This window comes from Streptomyces sp. NPDC126510 (genome assembly GCF_040302345.1).
Classification (GTDB): Bacteria; Actinomycetota; Actinomycetes; order Streptomycetales; family Streptomycetaceae; genus Streptomyces.
Window position 1 is genome coordinate 1 of record NZ_JBEORR010000006.1, and the last position, 18,574, is coordinate 18,574.

An 18,574-nucleotide genomic window follows, 5' to 3' on the forward strand; every position below is an offset into this window, starting at 1 on the left:
AACACCCCTTCCCCTCCCCGCCGCTCTTCCGCCCCCCGGCGCCGGGGGCGCGGTCGGGTACGTCGCCCGTGGGGGTGGGCGACGTACCCGACCACGCCGTGTACCGGGGGAACCACCTGCTCGTGCGTGCCGGGGCCACCGGCTCGTGCGCGCCGGGCGCGGCCCGCCAGCGCGTGCGCCGCCATCCGCTCGTTCACGCCGATGTCCGGCCGCGGCCGGGGGCGCACGCTCCGTGGACGTTATGCCGTCCGGCGCCCCGTCGAGGGCGGCGGGGCGGACGCGGGGCGCACCGGTTGGGGCGCCGTGGATCCACCCCAGGGGTGAAGAGCGTTCAGCGGCGGTCGTCACCGGGCATCGTGCAGAGGAACGGCCGCAAATGGTGTTACGCCGTCCGAGTGCTCACATCTACGCTTGATTGCTCTCGCGGTTGCACGTCCGTATCGATTGGCGCACGAGGTTCCTACGGCCCGACTACGCTCGCGGCGTGACACCGGGGGATGGGGGGAGCGGGTGGACAGGTCCCGACGCGACCATGGCCGGCGGCGGAAGCTGCCGGCGGTTCCGGCCGTTCTGCTCGGTGCGCTGGGCGCACTGGTTCTGGGGACGTCGATCGGCCTGGCGGCGGACCCGACGCGCCTCGTCGGCACCACCGGGTACGTCGTCGCCACCAGCCTGTTGCTGGCCGTGGGGCTGTACGGCAGCACGTACGGCATCGATCTCGCGGATCTGCGTCGTGACCTGCGGGGCGTCGTGGCGGCCGTCACGCTCGGGGTCGTTCTCAAGGCGGCGATGATCTCGGGCGTGATGGTCTGGGCCTTCGACCGCCCGGAGTACCTGGTCCTCGGCATCGTCGTCGCCCAGATCGACCCGCTGTCGGTGACCGCGCTCAGCAAGGACGGGCACATGTCGCAGCGCGCCCGCTCCCTGCTCACGGCGTGGGCCTCGTTCGACGACCCGATGACGGTGCTGCTGACGCTGTACGTCGCCGGGTACGCCTACACGGCCGCCGGGCACACGGGCGCGCCCTCGGTGGTGGGCGGCGGGGCCCAGGGCTACGCCCTCGGGCTGGTGCTGAACGCGCTGTTGCTCGCCGGTGCCCTGCTGGCGTGGTGGGCGGGCGGGCGGCTGTGGCCAACCCGGGAGGCGGGGCGGCAGCGCGTGCGCCCCCGGCGCCCGGCGACTCCGCTCGCCGTCCTCCTGGTCGCGGTCATGCTGGTGCTCGCCGCCGCGAACATGCTGATGCTGGCCGTGGCGGTGGCCGGACTCTTCCTGCGGACGCAGGCGTTCACCCGCCCTCTCGCGCGGGCGGTGACCAGTGCCTTCCTGCTCGCCACCGCACTGCTGGGCCTGTTCGTCGCCCAAGGGGTTTCGATCAAGCCCGGGCTGCTGCTGGGGGGTTCGGCGTTCCTCGCGCAGGCGGTGGTGGCCGTGCTGCTGATGCCGCTCTTCGTCCGCGGCCTGTCCGGAAGGGACCGGGTCCTGCTGGGAATCGGCCAGCAGAACGGGCTCACGGCCGTGCTGCTCGCCCTCACCCTGGAACGCGACTTCCCCAAGACGGTCGGCATCGTCGCCCCGGCCGTGGTGACGGTGAATCTGCTGCACTACGGGGCGCAAATCGCGTTCGGCTGCTGGTCGCGCCACCGGGCCGGAAAAGGCCGGCAACCCGCCGCCGGGCAGAAGCGTCTCCCCCGGCATCCGGCGCCGGGCGACGGCACGCCGGGCGGGGCACCGGCCACGGCCGACGGACTGCGGTCCTCCGCATAGCCGAAGGGTGTGCGGCGTCCCGAACGGGTCGCGGCCAGGGGAACGGGGAGGCCGGATGGGTGAGCGGGAAGGGAGCGGCGGGGGGCGTCCCCGCCGTGGCGGACGCGTCCGCGGCTTTCGGAGCCGCTACGGCGTCCCGCGCCCGCTCTGCGGCCGCGCCCTCCACGACGGCCCGCCACTCTCCCCCGCTCCGGGCCGCAAGCCCGCCTCGGGCCGGAAGCCCGCTCCGCGCTGGAAGCCCGTCCTGCTCGGCGCCCTGCTGCTCCTGTCCGCCACCGCCGCCCAGGCCGTCGCCGACACCGGCAGGAGTGATGTGCGTCTGGTGTACTGCCTGGCCGACGAGCACCGGGACGAGCTCCGGGACGCCGCGCTACAACTGGATGTGGTGCGCAGCCCCTTGGGACCGGCCGGTGGTGGGGACGCCGTCCGGATGCCCGGCCCCGGGGGCGGCGTGCTGTCGCTCGACGACTGGGCCGACAAGCACCAGGGCGACTTCGAGCGGGTCTGCGACGCGGTCCTGGCCGCGGCGGGTGATCCGCCGGGGGCGTCCGCGGACCCGGGCGGCTCAGGCGGCCTGGGCGGTTTCCTCGACGGGGTGTACCTGCTGGCGGCCGGCGCGGCCCTGACGCTGGTCGGACAGATGACGGAACGGATCTCGGCCGAGCGGCGCACGCGCGACCGGCAACTGGCGGCGGCCGTGCAGGAATTCCGGAGGATCGCATGGCTGTATCTCACGGCGTACGAACAGGATCCCGAGACGGACCACGCCGAGGCGTTACGGGCCCGGGAGGCACTTTCCGGTCTCCTCGCCCAGGTGCCCGGCCCGGCCGGGCGCCGGGAGGCGGCCCGGCGGCTGGCCGATTCCCTTCCCCTGACGAACAGACTGCCGGGCAGCAGGGACGGGCAACCCCTGCTGCCGCGCCAGAGAAAGAGCGAGGCGGACGCCGTGCGCACGACCCTGGACCTGCGGACCCGCGAGGTGGCGGATCTGCGACGCCCGGCGCCCCTGTGGTGGCTGCCCGGAGCACGTCACAGCGACCGTCCCACCGGCGCCGGAGGACCTCACGCATGACCGGCTCCGACTGGGCCAACCCCTACGGAGTGCGTAAACCGTACGGAACGAACGGCGCGGACCACGGTGACCACGGTGGCAAGGACCACGCGGCGCTCAGCGCCGACCATCCCCTCGTGCCGTGGAAGCAGCCGGACCACCTGCACCAGTGGGTGGACGTGGATCACTCACGCGAGGAACTGGACCGCTTCAGCACCGGCTGGCCCCCTCTCGGCGAACTCCTCGACGGGAGCTCGGGGCACGGCCGCGTGGTGATCGTCAGCGGACCTCCCGGCATGGGCAAGACCAGTCTCATCCACCGGTGCATCCACGAGGTGAGGCAACAGGTGGCAGCGGCGGCGGCCTGGGCGGGCGGCCCGCTCGCCGTCTGTGTGCCGACCGCGGGCCTGGCGAACGACGGCCGTCGCATCAGCGTCGACCCGGACGGGGCCTTCGCCCCGACCAGTCTGATCAACGCCCGCATACGCCGGGAGATCGCGAAGAGTCTGCGATTCCACGAGTTCCCCGAATCCCGTGTGCGGTCGATCGTCGCGGAAGAGGATCCGTTCCAGGCCTACAGCGACATGAGCGAACTGCTGGTGCAGCACAACGCACTGCTCCTGGCGGTGATCCCGCACATACGGTGGAACGACGCCGATCTCCGGGCGAGGTTTCTGAGCACCTGCCTGAGCAATGCGCACACCCGGATCGTACTGTTCGTCGAAGTGAGCCACGGTGCGGCGGAGACGGCGAGGGAAGTGGCCGCCACGCTGAGCGACTCGGCGGCGGTCACCCATCTCGCGCTGCGTGAACTGAACTCCGAGGACATCTGGCGGTTCAGCCACAGTGCCCGGGCGTCGGACGACGGCCCGAACGGCCTGGTCGAGCCGGACAGGAGCTCCCTGATGGCGGCACACTCCGAATGGCGGCCGGCCGACGTACGCGAACTGCGGACGGTGTTCCACTCGGCGGCGGACGCGCTGCGCAGCGCGCCGCACCCCTGGCCGATCGACGCCGACGCGCTCAGACCCCACTGGGAGCGGCGGCGAGCCGGCCGCGACGCCCTGCTCCGTGCTCCCATCCCGCCCCGCTCCGGCGGCTGACGCCCACCCCCGACCGCGCCCTCACAGGACCCGCAAGGAGTGCCATCGTGGCCGCAAGCAGCGCAGACACCTGGTACAGCAACCCCTTTCCCCTGGTGCCGGTCGTGCGGCTCGGCCCGTCGGCGGACCTCGGCGAGGCACCGGTCGAGGCCGCGGACTCGGGCAACGCCCATGTCCCGACCCGGATCCTCGGGGAGCTCCAGGGCCTGGTGCGCGACTACCTCCGGGACCGGCCCCGGGGCGGGCGGCGCGGCCGGGCGATCGCCGTGGTGGGCGAGTTCGGCCTCGGCAAGTCCCACGCGGCCCGGGAGGTCTGCAACGCGCTGACCCGCCCGGACGGCCCGGCCCTGTGGATCGTCGACGAGCCGGCCCAGGACTTCGGCCGGATGTACCGCGACCGGCTGCGGGGCCCCGCGGACAGCCCGGAGGGGCGTGCCGCGTTCGAGGAACTCGTCCGGGACTACTACGCCTATGTGACGGCGGTACGGGTCGGCGAGCAGAGCTCCGAGTCGCGCCCGGGCCGGCCGGACGACATCCCGCTGGGCGACATCGCCCTCGACGACATCGCCACCGGGCTGCGCGACCGGGTCCTCGACCCGGACAAGGTGGTCTCCGCCCTGCGCTACGACCCCGAGGTGATGCACGCCGATCTGCGCGTCACCCTCGGCGAGGTGACGGAGCACCGGCGCTTCGCCACCGCGCTCGCCCTGCTCCAGGATCCCCGGTTCACGTCGATGGTGTGGGCGTGGCTGAGCGGCGACGAGCCCGCGCAGCAGTTGCGGGAACGCGGCATCAAGGACGCGGTCTCGGGCATCGACCCGGTCTTCGACGCGCTGGCCGTCCAGGGTTTCCTGCACGGCCGGGTGGGCAAACCGTACGTCCTGCTGATCGACTCGCTGGAGAAGGTCCTGGACTGGCCGGAGGATTCCCGGCGGACGTTCGTGGACGCATTCGAGCGGCTGGTCAACGTGTATGTGAGCCGGGGTGGTCTGCTGGTGTTCTGCACCTCGCCGCGCGGGCTCAACGCGTTCCGGCCGAGTCTGCACGAGCGGGTGGTGCAGCTGTGGCCGACGCGGTTCGGCGCGGAGCTCACCGCGCGGCTGGTCGCCGAGTACGTCGGTTCGGGGGCCCGGCCGGACGCGTCCGAGGGGGCGGACGCGATCGAGCGGTGGCCCGCGCCGTTCGGCTCCGAGTCGGTCGGGATCCTCCAGGAACTCACCGGTGGGGTGCCCCGGGAGATCCTCAAGACCTGCCACCACGCCTGGCAGTTGAGCGAGGACCGCGGCGGCGCGGTCCGGGAGGTGAGTGCCGCGACAGTGCTGCGGGCCGTGCGGGAGCTGCACGACAACGTCTCCGAGGACCAGGTGGTGTCCACGATCCACGACGCGCTGGCCGAGGGCCAGTGGCGCATCGCGTCGCACGACCCGGTCCCGGCGCGGGGCTCCGACACCGACGGGCCGTTGGCGGTGGCGTACTGGCTGGAGCCGGTCCCGAACGCCTACATCGCGATCGTGGTCACCCCGTCGGTGCTCGTAGCCGACGACGAGGAGCGCATCACCGCCCGGGTCCGGGCCCTGCGCGGCGCCCTGCACCCGGCGCAGGCCGAGGTGCTGCTCGTGGTCAACGGCCATGTGTCGCGGACCATGCGGGACCGGCTGGCGCGCTCGGTGGGCTCACAGCCCCTGGTGTACCGTCCGGGCGACTTCGCACAGGCCGTGAACCAGGCCCTGGACCGGCTGCGCGCCCGTCTCACCCAGCTGCGCCGGGAAGCCGATCTCGCCGAGCTGACCACCGAGTTGCGCAGTGCCCTCGGTGAGCACGGTGCCCAACTTGGGCAGCTGCGGCGGACGGTGAGCGATCTGGCCCGGCGTGATCTGGTCGCGGTGGCGCCCGGTCCGGCGCGTTCGGCGTTGCCGGATCCCGTCGAGGGGCGGTTCGAGGAGGTGTTCGCGCTGCTGGACGCGTCCGTGGAGCGGCTGGCGGGGCGCCCGTCCGGCGGTGCCGCGGCCGATGGTCCGGCTCTGCGGGCGGGGCCGTCCGATCTGGCGGCGCTGGGCTGCGCCACGTTGGCGCGGCAGTTGACGGAGACGTTCCGTACGGGGGCCGACACCTGGTTCCGCGCCGCCTCGGCCGGAGTGCCGAGTGAGGAGCAGTGGGCGCGGCTGCGCGAGGTCTGCCGGGAGTACGAGACGGCGGTGGAGGTGCTGCCCGTGCAGGCCCTCGGCGGTGCGGGCCCGGTGCACCGGCCGACCGTCGCACGGGCGGTGGAGGCACTCGCCGACGAGGTGTGGGGCGCCCTGGTCAGTGCCGTGCGGTCCGCATGACCCCGCCCACGCCGTCCGCGAGCAGGCGCAGCCGGCTCTCGGCGTGGGTGACCTGCCGCTGGTCCAGCGTCACCCCGAGGACGTAGTCCCGCGGCGACAGCCAGATCACGTACACGGCGCCCTCTTGGACGTCCAGGACAAGACGGTCGGCGGGCGGTGGCACCACCAGCCGCAGCGCGTCGGTCAGCCGGGCGAGATGGCCGCGCAGGCTCCGGGCGAGGTCACGGTAGGAGGTGCGGCGGGAGCGCACGCTGGTCTCCAGGAAGCGGGGGCCGAGCTCGGGGCTCTCGAAGACGTCGCCCGCGCAGACGAGCTTCCAGTCCCGGTAGTAGGCGGCGTACTGCAGGTCCAGGGTGTTGACGTGGGCGCCCCACAGGGCCCGCAGCCGCATCTCGGAGGGGCCGTCGTGCTCGGCCGCCGCCGTCCCGAAGTCGATCCGCAGCCTCCCCTTGTCCTCCGGCAGGGGTTCCATCGTGTCCGTGAGGCCGCCGGGCAGCTCGTCGGGCAGGTGGTGCACCCGGGTGCGGATGGCGGAGACGAGGCTGTTCATGGCCTCGTCCACGGCGGGCACCCCGCCGGGCGTGTCGGTGTGCGCGGACAGGTACTCCCCCGCCTTGACGCGGCCGCCCCACAGTCCGCCGTGCGCGTTGGCCACCACGACGCGCATCAGCTCACCCGTGCCCAGCGGTCGCATCAGCGCGCCCAGGTCCTGGGTGCACAGCAGCAGCCGGCTGCCGGGCAGCGCCTCGTTGGCGATGTCCTCGCCGCCCACGGTGACCAGGCTGCTCAGCGGCGGGCAGTCGCCCCGGCGGACCACGAAGTCGATGATCCCATTGCTGTAATGGGACACGGACCTGAGGGCGGGGACACCCGCGAAGGCCCCTTGGCACAGCGCTGTTATCCGGCCGTGGCCCTCCGGGGACCAGTGGGACTCCGTGAAGAGCTCGGTCTCCGGGTGCGGGGCTGTCGCCACCTGCGCTCACCTTCCGTCGGGGAACGCCCGGGCGAGGGCGCCTGGATCAGATGCCGGGCAGTTCCAGATCGATGTCGAAGTCCCTGGCCGGTGCGGTGGGGCCGGTGGCCCGGGAGGTGAGCCAGGCGTGGTGCGCCCCCACGCGCCGCCCGTCGGGGCGATGCCCCATGTCCAGGTCCCGCAAACGGCGCAGGGCGCTCTCGACGAGCCGGGTCGCCTCCCCGGGCCGCCCGGCCGTCGCGAGGGTGGCCGCGAGGGAGTTCTCCGCGGCGGACACCCAGGCGTGGCTGTCGCCGAGCCGGTCGGACAGGAGGTTCAGCGCGGCCCGGCCGATGGCCTCCGCGTCCTCGACGGCACCGGAGGCCCGCAGGTACACCGCGTGCCGGACCCCGGCCAGTGCGGCGTAGGGGTGCCAGGCGCCGAGGGTGCTCTCCAAAGCCCGGCCGCACAGGCGGGCCTCGTGTTCGGCCTCGTCGTGCTTGCCGAGTGCGTGCAGGTCGGCGGCGAGGCTGAAGCGGCAGCGCAGGGTGTCCAGATGGCCGGCGCCGAACCGGCCGGTGGATTCGGCGAGCACCCGCCGGTCCCGTTCGAGGGCCTTCTCGTAGCCGTAGACCCTCTCGTGGGGGCGGGCGGAGTTGTAGGTGATGCGCCGTTCGCTGACGGCCAGGCCGAGTTCGATGTTCAGCCGGGTGCCGGTGGCGATGTCGCCGTGCCGGTGCAGCCACTGCCGCAGCAGGTCCTGGGACTCCGCGTCGCGGCCCAGGGTCCGGTAGACCCAGGCGAGCAGGTCGGCGGACCGCCAGACGGCCGGGTCGTCCTCGCCGCCGACGGACTGGCGGTAGCGGAACCGGGCCAGGAGCCGGGCCAGGGCGTCGGGGGCGCGTCCGCTCAGGGCCTCCGTGAAGGCGAGATTGTGCTCGGCCTGCACGGTCGCGGCGTGCTGCGGCCCGAGCAGCAGCGTCAGGCCCTCCAGGACCGGCCGGGCCTGGAACAGCGCGTCGGAGAACCTGCCGAGGGAGCGCAGGTTGGCGCCGTAGGAGTCGGCGGACAGCAGGGTTCTCGGGTGCAGGGGGCCGAGCAGCCGGCGGTGGCCGCGCAGGGCCTGCTCGGACAGCCGGCGGGCCGGTTCGTAGGCACCGGTGAGGCGGTGGGCGCGGGCGGTGAAGTTGAGCAGGCGCAGGTACTCCGGTGACGGGTCGTCGTCGTCCGCCGGGGCCCAGGACGCCTGCGCGCGCTCGGAGATGTCGAGCAGGCGGGCGAGGTCGGCCGTCTCGCCGCGCTGACTGAGGGCGTTGAGGTGGCGCAGCAGGGAGCGCCGGACACGGGGGCGGTGGTCCTCCCACAGGCGCAGGGAGTACACCTCGCGGGCCCAGTCGGCGCTCAGGCCGCGGTTCTCGTCCGGGGTGTACTCGGCGAGGGTGCCGCGCAGCACCTGCTCGATGTGGGCGCGCTCGGCCGGATCCATGCCGGCGCGCAGGGCGTCCCGTACGGCGTGGTGCTGGCCGAGGGGCTGGTCGGGCCGGTCGAAGTCGACCTCCAGGAGCCCGACCCGGGACAGGGCCCACAGGGCGACGCTCACCATGTGTTCGTCGGGCATCCGCGTGTCGGCGGGGATCCGGCGGGCCGGCGCACCGTCCGCGCTGTCGTCACGGGCGAGCTCGGAGAGGATGCGCCGCGAGCGCAGCAGTTCCAGGCCCATGCCCCGGCCCGTGAGCAGGGAGGCGGCGTTCAGCAGCCAGCCCAGGGCGTCGCTCGTGCGGCTCTCCGCGCGCCAGGCGGCGGCGCCCGGGGTGTGCAGCACGGTCTGCCGCGCGACCCGCACCATGACGGACACCGGCGGGGCGGTGCCCTCCTGTTCGAGCAGGGCCTGCTGGGCGGTGCGGTACTCGGCGAGGAGGTACGCGACGGCGGCCCTGGCCGCGGCCTGGTCGCCCATGCTGTCGTCGCGCCGGTGGGCCGCGGCGCGCTCGGCGAGGCACAGGGCGGCGATGCGCAGGGCGAGCGGGACGAAGCCCAGGACCTGGCCGACCCGCTGGGCCTGTTCCTCGTCGATCTCGGCGAGCCGTTCGCCGAGGACGGCCCGGCATTCGGCCGGTGACATGGGCGGCAGGGAGAAGGCCGCCATGCCGGGCGTGGCCGGGGCGCCGCGGCTGGTGATCAGCACGTGCCCGCGGGAGTGCGGGGTGGGCAGCAACTCCTGCAGCCCGTCGGGGGAATCGGCGCCGTCGTAGACGAGCAGCCAGCTCTGGGTGTCGGTGCGGGAGAGGTGCTCGAACAGGGCCGGGGAGGCGCCGTCGCCGGTCGTGACCAGGTCGAGCCGGCCGGCGAGCCGGGTCAGACCGCGGCGGGCGCGCGGGATCTCCCAGGAGCGCACCCACCACACGACGTCGTAGGCGGAGCCGAAGCGGTGGCACAGTTCCCGGACGATCTCGCTCTTGCCCCAGCCGCTCGCGGCGTGCACGACCAGTGGGGTGCGGTCCCGGCCCGCCGCGCGCAGTTCCTCCAGGAGACCGCCGAGGACGTCGTCGCGGCCGACGAAGCCGCTGTAGCGGGGGGCCACGTTGGTGACGGCGGGCAGCCGGGGGAAGCGGGCACCCGGCGTGCCGTCCGTCGGGGGCGGTGCGCCGAGGCCGAGCCCGGCGTACAGCCGACGCACGGCCTCGTCCTCGTCGGTGCCGCGCAGGTCGATGCGCTCGTGGTGGGCGGCGCCCGGGTCGGGGAAGGGCTCGTCGGCCAGGACGATCCGGACGTCGGGGTGGGACAGCGCGGCGAGCTGGGCGAGGGCGGCGTGGTCCATGTCCGCCGGGGAGAGGAAGAGCAGGGCGGTGCCGGGGGCCGGCCGGTCACCGGAGTAGGCGTCCAGGGCGCGCAGTTCGGTGCGGATGCCGCCGCGCCGGAACTGGTCCTCCAGCCAGGCCGCCCAGGGCGCGTGGCGCTGGGAGTGGACGAGGGTGACCCGGCTCAGCGGCAGCGGACGCCGGTTGCGGAGCCAGTCGGCGAGCCGCTCGTAGTAGGGGCGCAGCCCCGTCACGGAGCCCTCCGGCTCGCTCTCCACGGCGAGTTGCCGGGCGTCGAGGTAGAGCGGGTGGTACGGGACCTCCAGGAAGGCGACCTCGGAGGTGCGGGCGGCCCGCATCAGGGGGCCGAACTTGCGGCGCACCCGTTCGCGCGCGCCGCGCAGCCGGTCGTGCGACTCGACGTTGCTCTTCAGGCCCAGGGCCAGCAGCCGCACGGGCCGGTCGGACCGGCCGCCGCTCAGCTGCTCGGCCAGGGCTGCGGCGCCGTCGATGGACCAGGCGGTCATGGCGAAGCAGAGCACGAGGGAGTCGGCCAGGGAGCCGAGTCTGCCCTCGCCCGGCGCGCCGATCGCGTCGGGCAGCGGGGCTTCGACGAGGACGTGATCGTAGGCGAGGGCCCGGGGGTCCGAGCCGAGGGCGAGGAGGGACGCGGCGTCCGGGCGGGCAGCGGAGTGGATGCGTCCGGGTTCCGGCTCGGGCAGCGGGGCGCCGCCCGGCGTGCCGGTCGCCCGGCCGTCCACGATCAGGACGCTGCGGTTGCCGGCGGCCAGCAGGTCCGCGACGTTGTGCACCGTCGTGCTGACGCCGAGGTTCTCCGCGGTGGAGCAGAAGAGGGCGAACCGTCCCGAGCGGTCGGCTGCGTGGATGTCGGGCATGGCCACTCCGCTTCGGACGGCAGGTGCTGGACGGTGGGGCACGACAGTCAGGGACGGTCAGTATAGGACGGGTTGCCCCTGATCAGACGGTTTCGCGTGAGGGTCGCGTCGGCGCGTGGGCCGGTCATTGGCTCTCGTTGTGGCCGGTGACGAACGGTTCGTCCGGGTCGCCGCCGGTGCGCAGCCGGCGCAGGGTCCGGCCCAGCGCGGAGGGCGGCAGCGCGGCGAGGTCGTCGAGCGGCACGCCGGTGAGGTCCAGCACGACGGACTCCAGTGCGGCCTCGTCCCGCTCGGCACCCGCTTCCTCGAGCTCTGCCATGGCCCATCCTCCGCGGTGCCCGACGGACCGCCGTCGTGGCGGCTCTCCACGCCCGGCGCCTGCGTGTCCCGGGACTCGGTGTCCAGTGTTGACGTCCCCACGGGGTGCCGCGGGAAAACGGCGACTTTCGGGCGGTGGCGGCCCGGACGACGGATTCTCGATGTTGACGGTCTGTCACCGGCCCCGAATACTGGGCCCAATGGCGTGGACCGGCCGGGCGGGCACGGGCCGGGCGGCATGCGAACCGGGGGGTGCGTATGAATCGGCTGCGCCATGCGGAGCCGCCGTGGCCGGTCGCGGCCGACGTCGTGGCCAGGGAGGCGGCCGGCTGGGTGCCCGCGCCGTTCCACTCCTTCGTCCTGAAGGTGCACAGCCGCTGCGACCTGGCCTGCCAGTACTGCTACATGTACCGTGCGCAGGACCGGAGTTGGCGTGAGCAGCCGCGCACCATGGCGCCGGACACGGTGGACCGCACGGCCGGGCGCATCGCCGAGCACCTCGCGGCCCACGGGGTGCGCGAGGCCGGTGTGGTGCTGCACGGGGGTGAGCCGCTGCTGGCGGGCGAGGCCGCTCTGGGGCGCGCCGCCTCGGTGCTGCGTGCCGCGGCCGGTCCCGGCGTACGGCTGCACCTCACGCTCCAGACCAACGGGGTGCGGCTTACCGAGCGCTGGCTCGACCTGTGCGCCGAGCACGGCATTCGCGTCTCGGTCAGCCTGGACGGGGACCGCGCGGCGCACGACCGGCACCGCCGTGGCGCGGACGGGCGCGGCAGCCACGCCCGCGTCGCCGACGCTGTGTGCCGGCTCGCCGAAGGCCCCCATCGCGAGCTGTTCGCGGGCCTGTTGTGCACCATCGACCTGCGCAACGACCCGGTGCGCTGTTACGAGCACCTGCTGACGTACCGCCCGCCCGCCGTGGACTTCCTGCTGCCGCAGGGCAATTGGCACACTCCCCCGCCCGGGCTGCGCCCCGGCACACCGTACGCGGACTGGCTGTGGCAGGTGTTCGAGCGGTGGTACGGGGCGGGGCGGCGGGAGACGCGGGTGCGGCTGCTCGAGGACATGATGGCGCTGCTGCTCGGCGGGGCCCCGGAGACGGAGGCGCTGGGCATGGCCCCGGTGCGGTACGCGGTGGTGGAGACGGACGGTTCGCTCGCCCAGGACGACACGCTGCGCACCGCGTACCACGGAGCCGCCCGGACGGGCCTGCACGTACGACGCGACTCCTTCGACGCGCTGCTGCGCCATCCGGGCGTCGCGGCCCGGCAGTGGGGCGTCGACGGCCTGTCAGCGCAGTGCCGTGGCTGCCGGCTGCGGCGGGTGTGCGGGGGCGGTCACTACGCCCACCGCTACCGCGCGGCCACCGGGTTCGCGAACCCCAGTGTCTACTGCGCGGACCTGGCCGCTCTGATCACACGGGTCAGGGGGCGGCTGGCCGCGGACCTGGACCGGCTGCGCACCGCCGCGGCGGAAGCGGTATGAGGGGGCCCGTGCCGCTGCGTGTGCCCGGCAGGCTGATCACCGCGCTCGCGACGGGCGGCGGCGGGGCCGAAGCTCTGCGCCTGCTGGCCCACGCCGAGTACAGCCGCCGGCTGGCCTGCGCCTTGGCGGTGACGCGGGCCGCCGGTGCGGCCGGCGGGGACGTGGCCGACGCGGCCGGGCGGGCGTGGGACCTGCTCGCGGCGGCCCATCGGGTCGATCCTGCGGCCGTGGCCGCGGTCCTGTCCCATCCCTCGGCGGGCACCGCGCTGACGGGCCTGCTGGCCCGGCTGGACCGGGTCGTCGAGGGCGGGGCCGGGATGGCGTGCGCGCCGCCGGTCCACTGGTTCAGCGCCCTGGCCGCGGCCGCCTCGGTCCGCGCGGGCGTGCCCTGCCGGGTGCGGTGGCCGATGACGACGGACCAGGTGTTCCTGCCCTCGCTCGGCGGGGCACGCTTCCCGGGCGCCCGGCCCGGCGGCCTGGCCGAGGTGGTGGTCGACACCGGGGGCGCGGCCCGGATCGGGGTGGCGGGGCGCGCTTCCCCGCCCGGCCCGGTCGAGGTGCCGCAGGCTCCCTCGGGGCCGTCGGGCCGGTGGCAGGCGGCCCACCGGCTCGCGGTGTCCGGCACCGGCGCACCACTGCTCCTGGACGACGCCGACCCGCTGCGCTTCCCCGGCGTCCCGGAACGGCCGCTGGGGCTGACCCCGGGCGACCTGCACCGGTGGGAGGCCACGGCACGGGAGTCCTGCCGTCTGCTGCGCGACCACCACCCCGGGACGTACGCCGAACTCGCCGCGGGTCCGCGCACGTTGGTCCCGGTCGACCGCCCGGGCAGCTTCAGCGGCAGCAGCGCGGAGGCGTTCGGCGCCATGGCACTGTCCCGGCCGCGCTCCGCGCGGGGCCTGGCGCTGTCCATGGCCCACGAGATGCAGCACGGCAAGTTCGCCGCGGTGCTGCATCTGTTCGACCTCTTCGAGCCGGACGGCGAGGAGCTCTACTACGCGCCCTGGCGCCCCGATCCGCGTCCCCTGCTCGGCCTCTTCCACGGGGCGTACGCACACCTGGGCGTGGCGGACTTCTGGAACCGGCGCCGGGACGTGGAGCAGAGTCCAGCGGAACTCGCCCTGGCCGAGGCTCAGTTCACCCGCTGGCGGACGGGCGCCCGGGAGGCCACTGAGGTCCTGCTGGCCTCCGGCCGCCTCACCGCCCTCGGGCAGCACTTCGCGCAGACGATGCTGAGCACGCTCGACGCCCTGTGCCGGCTCCCGGTCCCGGCCGAGTCCCGCCGCCGCGGCATGGCCCTGGCCGCGGAACACCGCGCGGAGTGGGTCCGCACGAACGGGGTGCCGGAGGCGCAGCTGATCTGATCCGACCGCACCGGACGGCCGAGAGAGCGCGACGGGTCTGCGAACGCGAACGGGTGGGTGGCAGATGCCACCCACCCGTTCGCGTCGGCGCGCCCGCAGTACTTCTCAGGACTGCGGACGGCTGCCGTGGTTCGCGCCGTTCTTGCGGCGGGCCTTCTTCTTGCGACGTCGCTTCGAGGACATCGGACCTCCTCTTTCCGGCTTTTCGGTCACCATCCACCGGATTGCCGCGTCCGGTGACTACAGAGCCACTTTCCAGCCGACGCGAAAGCAAACACAAACGATGCGGATGCACGCGGGTGGCCCATGTCACGGCCGCCGGAGCAGCAGCACTCTTCGCACACCTGAACGTGGACATACGCAAGGGCTGCCTTCGGATGCCTCCGAAAACAGCCCTGCCCTGCGACTCACACGAGTCGGGACGACAGGATTTGAACCTGCGACCCCTTGACCCCCAGTCAAGTGCGCTACCAAGCTGCGCCACGTCCCGATGCGTCTCACGTGGGTGGAACCGCGTGATCACGCAGGTCAACCCTACCGCATGGGGACCCGCTCCCCGACTCGCTCTCCGCCCCGCTCCCCGGCTCGCCCCTCGCCCCGCTCAGCGATTGGTCCCCCGGCCCGCGCCGCCGGGCGGTCCGGGCGCCGGGTCCACCCCGAGAGACCCACCGTCGAGACGGCCACGGCGAGAACGGCCCACCAGGGGAGCCCCGCCGTGGTGGCAAGGCCCGCGAATGCCGCGACGGCCAGGAGGGCCGTGACCACACCTCCGGTCAGTTCGGCTCCCCGGGCGGATCGCCGCCGCGTGTCGTCCACGTCCTGCTCCCCCTTCGCCCGCACACTCGCACGCCCCCGGCCATCGCAACCGCAGGGCATATGCCGCAAACAATACGCGAGTCGGCGGGAACTCCCGACCAGGGCATAGGGGTTGAGACGGACAACAGGGACGGGGCCGGTGCGGTAACGCCCGGCGTCAGCGGCAAGCCCCGCACGATCCGGAGCGACGAAGTGTCCGCCCGGCCCGGCCGGCACCCCACACCCTGTCGGGGCCGTTCCCCCGCCGACCAGGGCTAGGGTCGCCGCATGACGCACAGCTTCGTACTCCACGTCCCCGACGCCGAACTCGAACCCGAGCCCCTCGCCCCCGATCAGATCGTCTCCGGGACGCCCGAGGTGACCGGGAAGGTGGTCTGGGAGTCGGATGACGGCCGCCAGGTGCGGGGCGTCTGGCAGATCACGCCCGGCGTCGTCACCGACACCGAGGCCGACGAACTGTTCGTCGTGATCAGCGGGTCGGCGACGATCGAGGTCGAGGGCGGGCCGACGCTCACGGTGGGGCCGGGCGACATGGCCGTGCTGCGCGAGGGCGACCGCACGACGTGGACGGTGCACGAGACCCTGCGCAAGGCGTACGCGATCAACCTCTGAGCCAGGCTCTGTGCGGCACTTCCGCGCGATGGCCCCGAGCGTTCGGCGGTGAGGACACGCACTAGGGGTCATGCCTGTCCCCGTGCCCGATGCCGCTTTGCGTACGACCAGGTCACCGCGGTCATCAGGGCCGGGATGGCGAACAGCGGGGCGAAAGCGAACCCCCAGACGGTCTGTGCCGTACCGCTCGACATGTACGTCTTGCTCTCGACGGTGAAAGCGACAACGAGTTGCCACAGTGCCACCGAGACCAGGACGCCCGAGGCGGTCCAGGCCAGCGGGGCCAGGAGCCTGGGGTGCATCGGCCTCCACCGGTCGCTGACGAGCAGCAGCGGAAACAGAGCGGCCAGCTCGGTGAGGACGGAGAGGCCGACGACGTATGCGATGCCCCAGCCTGGGATGTCGAAGACGTCGCGCAGCACTTGATCGCTGTAGCCCACATAGACACCGGATGCCATGGCGATGCGCCACAGGCCGGACGGGACGGCGCACAGAGCGATGGCGTGGGCGGCGCGGCGAGCCCAGACAGGCGCGGAGGCGGGGAGGGAGGCGGTCGCTGTCGTCATGACAACATGCTGGCCCTGGGCGTGGCGGCAATGCCTCGTCCGCTACGGCGGACCATATCCGCCCTGCGGATGAGGGCGCACCCACTGAGGGGGACCTGAAGAGGGCGCAAGCGCCGGGCGAAGGAGCCCAGGACGCAGCCGCTGTCCTTGAGGCCCCGAGTGCCCCGGGCAGGTTGCCCGCCTTCGAACGACCGAGTACGGCAGCTGACGACGGACTCACAGCGGCGTCCGAGACACGCTCCAGGTGCGCGATCAGGGCACCGGCGCCGTCGTTCCCCGGATCTCCAGGGTGGGCGTGGCGAGTTGGACCCGGCCCGCGCCGTCCGCGCCCTCGAAGCGCTCCAGGAGGCAGCGGGCGGCGCGGCGGCCGATGTCATGGCTCGTGTTGTCGACCGTCGTGAGCCACACGTGCCGCAGGCGGGCGATGCTCGTGTTGTCGTAGCCGACGACGGACAGGTCGTGCGGGACGCGCAGACCCACTTCCCCCGCCGCCGAGAGCACGCCGATGGCGGCGATGTCGTTGACGGCGAAGACGGCCGTGGGCCGGTCGGGGCGGCCGAGCAGCCGGACGGTCGTGCGGTAGCCGCCCTCCTCGGTCATGTCGCTCGGCTCGACCACCATCCGGTCCGCAAGGCCGTGCCGGCGCATCGCCGCCTCGAAACTCCGGCGCCGCAGCTCGCCGACCGCGCCGTATCCCGCGATGTGCGCGATGCGGCGGTGCCCGAGGCCGATCAGGTGTTCGGCGGCCAGCAGGGCGCCCCGCTCGTCGTCGCCCGCCACGACGTCGACGCCCGGCGGCGCCGGTTCACGGGAGCCGGCCATCACGACCGGGATCCGCCCGGCCACGTCGCCGAGGGCCGCCGGGTCGGGCAGCGTGCCCACCACGACCAGGCCGTCGACGCGCAGGTCCAGCAGCGGGTCGGCCGGGTCCTGGCCGGTGCGGCGGTTGAGGCGGGCGTCGGCCAGCAGCATGCGCAGACCGTTGGCGTGCAGCAGGGAGTTGAGGCCGTCGAGGAGGTCCACGAACCAGGGGTTGCGCAGGTCGTTGAGGAGGACACCGATGGTGCGGGTGCGCTGTTCGCTGAGGCTGCGGGCGGCGGCGTTGGGCCGGTAGCCGAGCTCCCGGGCGGCCCGGAGCACGGCGTCCCGCTTCTCGGGGCGGACCTGGTCCGAGCCGCGCAGCGCGAGGGAGACCAGCGACTTGGAGACACCGGCCCGCTCGGCCACGTCCCGGATCGTCGGCGGTCTCATGAGATGGACCGTTCCATGAGGCGGCACGGCTTGTCAAAGGGTTGACAGCGTCGGCGAACCCCGCTCAGGGTGGCCTGGACAAGTTCTGGAACGGTCCAAAGGGGCTCTCATGGTGGACACGCTCGGCGTCGCCGTCATCGGATTCGGCTGGATGGGGCGGGTGCACACCCAGGCGTATGCGCGCGTGCGGCACCACTACCCTCAGCTGCCCCTCGTCCCGGAGCTGGTCACGGTCGCGGAGGAGGTCCCGGGCCGGGCGGAGGAGGCCGCCGCGCAGTTCGGGTTCGCCTCGACGACCCGGGACTGGCGCGAGGTGGCCGCCGACCCCCGGGTGCGGGCGGTCAGCATCACCGCGCCGAACTTCCTGCACCGCGAGATCGGCGTCGCCATGGCCGAGGCGGGCAAGCACATCTGGATCGAGAAGCCGGTGGGTCTGACCGCCGAGGACGCCGGCGCGGTCGCGGCCGCGGTCGCGAAGGCCGGTGTGCAGGGCACGGTGGGCTTCAACTACCGCAACGCGCCCGCCGTCGAGACGGCCCGCGAGCTGATCGCCACCGGGGAGATCGGCACGGTCACGCACGTGCGCATCCGGCTGTTCAGCGACTACGCGGCGCACCCCGAGGGCGCGCTGACGTGGCGCTACGAGCGAGAGCGGGGCGGCAGCGGGGTGCTGGGCGACCTGGCCTCGCACGGCGTGGACCTCGCCCGGCATCTGCTCGGCGACATCACGTCCCTGACGGCCGACACGGCGATCTTCCTCCCGGAGCGGGCCCGCCCGTCCGGCGCCACGGCCGGCCACAGCCGCGCCTCCGGCGGCGAAGTCGGCCCGGTCGAGAACGAGGACTACGTCGCTTGTCTGCTGCGCTTCGCCTCCGGGGCGCGCGGCGTCCTGGAGGCCTGCCGGGTGTCGGTCGGCGAGCAGAACAACTACGGCTTCGAGGTGCACGGCACGAAGGGCGCGGTGTTCTGGGACTTCCGCCGCATGAACGAGCTGGGGGTCAGCCGCGGTACGACGTACCAGGACCAGTCCGTCACCACGGTCTACGCCGGCCCCGGCGACGGGGAGTTCGCCGCGTTCCAGCCGGGCGCGGCGAACGCCATGGGGTACGACGACCTGAAGGTCGTCGAGGCGTACCGCTTCCTGCGGTCGGTCGCCGAGGGCACCCCGTACGGGGCGACGCTCGCGGATGCCGTGCACAGTGCGGCCGCGCTGGACGCCATGGCGCGCTCGGCGCAGAGCGGGACGTGGGCGGACGTGCCGGGGCGGGCCTGACTCC

General features: G+C 73.8%; 15 protein-coding genes and 1 tRNA gene. 8 read left to right on the top strand and 8 right to left on the bottom strand.

All coding sequences use genetic code 11. The annotated features are described in order from the left end of the window. Nucleotides 1–510 precede the first annotated feature (510 nt). Genes ABTX60_RS09380 through ABTX60_RS09395 form a run of 4 tightly spaced genes read left to right on the top strand, consistent with a single transcriptional unit; the run spans nucleotide 511 to nucleotide 6,242 of the window. Entirely contained in the window at nucleotides 511–1,764 is a 1,254-nt protein-coding gene (locus tag ABTX60_RS09380) for a cation:proton antiporter domain-containing protein (RefSeq protein WP_352096486.1), read from the top strand. Nucleotides 1,765–1,819: 55 nt separating this feature from the next. After that, nucleotides 1,820–2,836 carry a hypothetical protein gene (locus ABTX60_RS09385; RefSeq protein ID WP_352096487.1) on the top strand — a complete coding sequence of 339 codons (1,017 nt, stop codon included), beginning with the start codon at nucleotides 1,820–1,822 and terminating at the stop codon, nucleotides 2,834–2,836. Further along, on the top strand, nucleotides 2,833–3,918 hold the full coding sequence (locus ABTX60_RS09390; protein WP_352096488.1) for a P-loop NTPase family protein: 1,086 nt from the start codon (nucleotides 2,833–2,835) through the stop codon (nucleotides 3,916–3,918). The genes ABTX60_RS09385 and ABTX60_RS09390 overlap by 4 nt, the downstream gene beginning before the upstream one ends. Nucleotides 3,919–3,965: 47 nt before the next feature. Beyond that, nucleotides 3,966–6,242, top strand: a complete 2,277-nt coding sequence (locus ABTX60_RS09395) for a serine/threonine-protein kinase (RefSeq protein ID WP_352096489.1) — start codon at nucleotides 3,966–3,968, stop codon at nucleotides 6,240–6,242. Here the strand turns inward: ABTX60_RS09395 and ABTX60_RS09400 are convergent. The 3 genes from ABTX60_RS09400 to fxsA all read right to left on the bottom strand — a co-directional run bounded on the left by ABTX60_RS09400 (nucleotide 6,220) and on the right by fxsA (nucleotide 11,207). Continuing rightward, a complete protein-coding gene (locus tag ABTX60_RS09400) occupies nucleotides 6,220–7,215 on the bottom strand; it encodes a hypothetical protein (RefSeq protein WP_352096490.1) in 996 nt (331 codons plus the stop codon). The two genes, ABTX60_RS09395 and ABTX60_RS09400, sit on opposite strands and share 23 nt — an antisense overlap. 46 nt (nucleotides 7,216–7,261) lie before the next feature. Further along, entirely contained in the window at nucleotides 7,262–10,888 is a 3,627-nt protein-coding gene (gene fxsT / locus ABTX60_RS09405; protein ID WP_352096491.1) for an FxSxx-COOH system tetratricopeptide repeat protein, read from the bottom strand. Between the two features lie 124 nt (nucleotides 10,889–11,012). After that, nucleotides 11,013–11,207: an FxSxx-COOH cyclophane-containing RiPP peptide gene (gene fxsA / locus ABTX60_RS09410; RefSeq protein ID WP_352096492.1), complete on the bottom strand. Its 195-nt coding sequence runs from the start codon at nucleotides 11,205–11,207 to the stop codon at nucleotides 11,013–11,015. A 257-nt stretch (nucleotides 11,208–11,464) separates the two neighbouring features. Between fxsA and ABTX60_RS09415 the strand changes: the two genes are divergently transcribed. Together ABTX60_RS09415 and ABTX60_RS09420 are read left to right on the top strand one after the other, a co-directional pair. Next, nucleotides 11,465–12,688, top strand: a complete 1,224-nt coding sequence (locus ABTX60_RS09415) for an FxsB family cyclophane-forming radical SAM/SPASM peptide maturase (protein ID WP_352096493.1) — start codon at nucleotides 11,465–11,467, stop codon at nucleotides 12,686–12,688. Between the two features lie 8 nt (nucleotides 12,689–12,696). Then, nucleotides 12,697–14,052, top strand: a complete 1,356-nt coding sequence (locus ABTX60_RS09420) for an HEXXH motif domain-containing protein (RefSeq protein WP_352096494.1) — start codon at nucleotides 12,697–12,699, stop codon at nucleotides 14,050–14,052. A 105-nt stretch (nucleotides 14,053–14,157) separates the two neighbouring features. Here ABTX60_RS09420 and ABTX60_RS43205 read toward each other — a convergent pair whose 3' ends face one another. From ABTX60_RS43205 to ABTX60_RS09430, 3 genes are all read right to left on the bottom strand, one after another. Then, nucleotides 14,158–14,235, bottom strand: coding sequence for a 50S ribosomal protein bL37 (locus tag ABTX60_RS43205; protein ID WP_370443954.1), 78 nt, complete (start codon nucleotides 14,233–14,235; stop codon nucleotides 14,158–14,160). Nucleotides 14,236–14,468: 233 nt separating this feature from the next. Beyond that, nucleotides 14,469–14,542 (bottom strand) — tRNA-Pro (locus ABTX60_RS09425). Nucleotides 14,543–14,586: 44 nt separating this feature from the next. Beyond that, complete coding sequence (locus ABTX60_RS09430) at nucleotides 14,587–14,868, bottom strand: hypothetical protein (RefSeq protein ID WP_352096495.1); 282 nt, start codon at nucleotides 14,866–14,868, stop codon at nucleotides 14,587–14,589. A gap of 267 nt (nucleotides 14,869–15,135) precedes the next feature. Between ABTX60_RS09430 and ABTX60_RS09435 the strand changes: the two genes are divergently transcribed. Beyond that, nucleotides 15,136–15,480 (top strand): cupin domain-containing protein, encoded by a 345-nt coding sequence (locus ABTX60_RS09435; RefSeq protein WP_352096496.1) that lies wholly within the window; start codon nucleotides 15,136–15,138, stop codon nucleotides 15,478–15,480. Between the two features lie 68 nt (nucleotides 15,481–15,548). Here the strand turns inward: ABTX60_RS09435 and ABTX60_RS09440 are convergent, their stop codons facing one another. Both ABTX60_RS09440 and ABTX60_RS09445 read right to left on the bottom strand, forming a co-directional pair. Next, on the bottom strand, nucleotides 15,549–16,046 hold the full coding sequence (locus ABTX60_RS09440) for a hypothetical protein (RefSeq protein ID WP_352096497.1): 498 nt from the start codon (nucleotides 16,044–16,046) through the stop codon (nucleotides 15,549–15,551). 252 nt (nucleotides 16,047–16,298) lie between these two features. Continuing rightward, nucleotides 16,299–17,297: a LacI family DNA-binding transcriptional regulator gene (locus tag ABTX60_RS09445; protein ID WP_352096498.1), complete on the bottom strand. Its 999-nt coding sequence runs from the start codon at nucleotides 17,295–17,297 to the stop codon at nucleotides 16,299–16,301. 109 nt (nucleotides 17,298–17,406) lie between these two features. On the opposite strand from ABTX60_RS09445, the gene ABTX60_RS09450 reads away from it, so the two are divergent. Continuing rightward, on the top strand, nucleotides 17,407–18,570 hold the full coding sequence (locus ABTX60_RS09450; protein ID WP_352096499.1) for a Gfo/Idh/MocA family protein: 1,164 nt from the start codon (nucleotides 17,407–17,409) through the stop codon (nucleotides 18,568–18,570). Nucleotides 18,571–18,574: the final 4 nt, after the last annotated feature.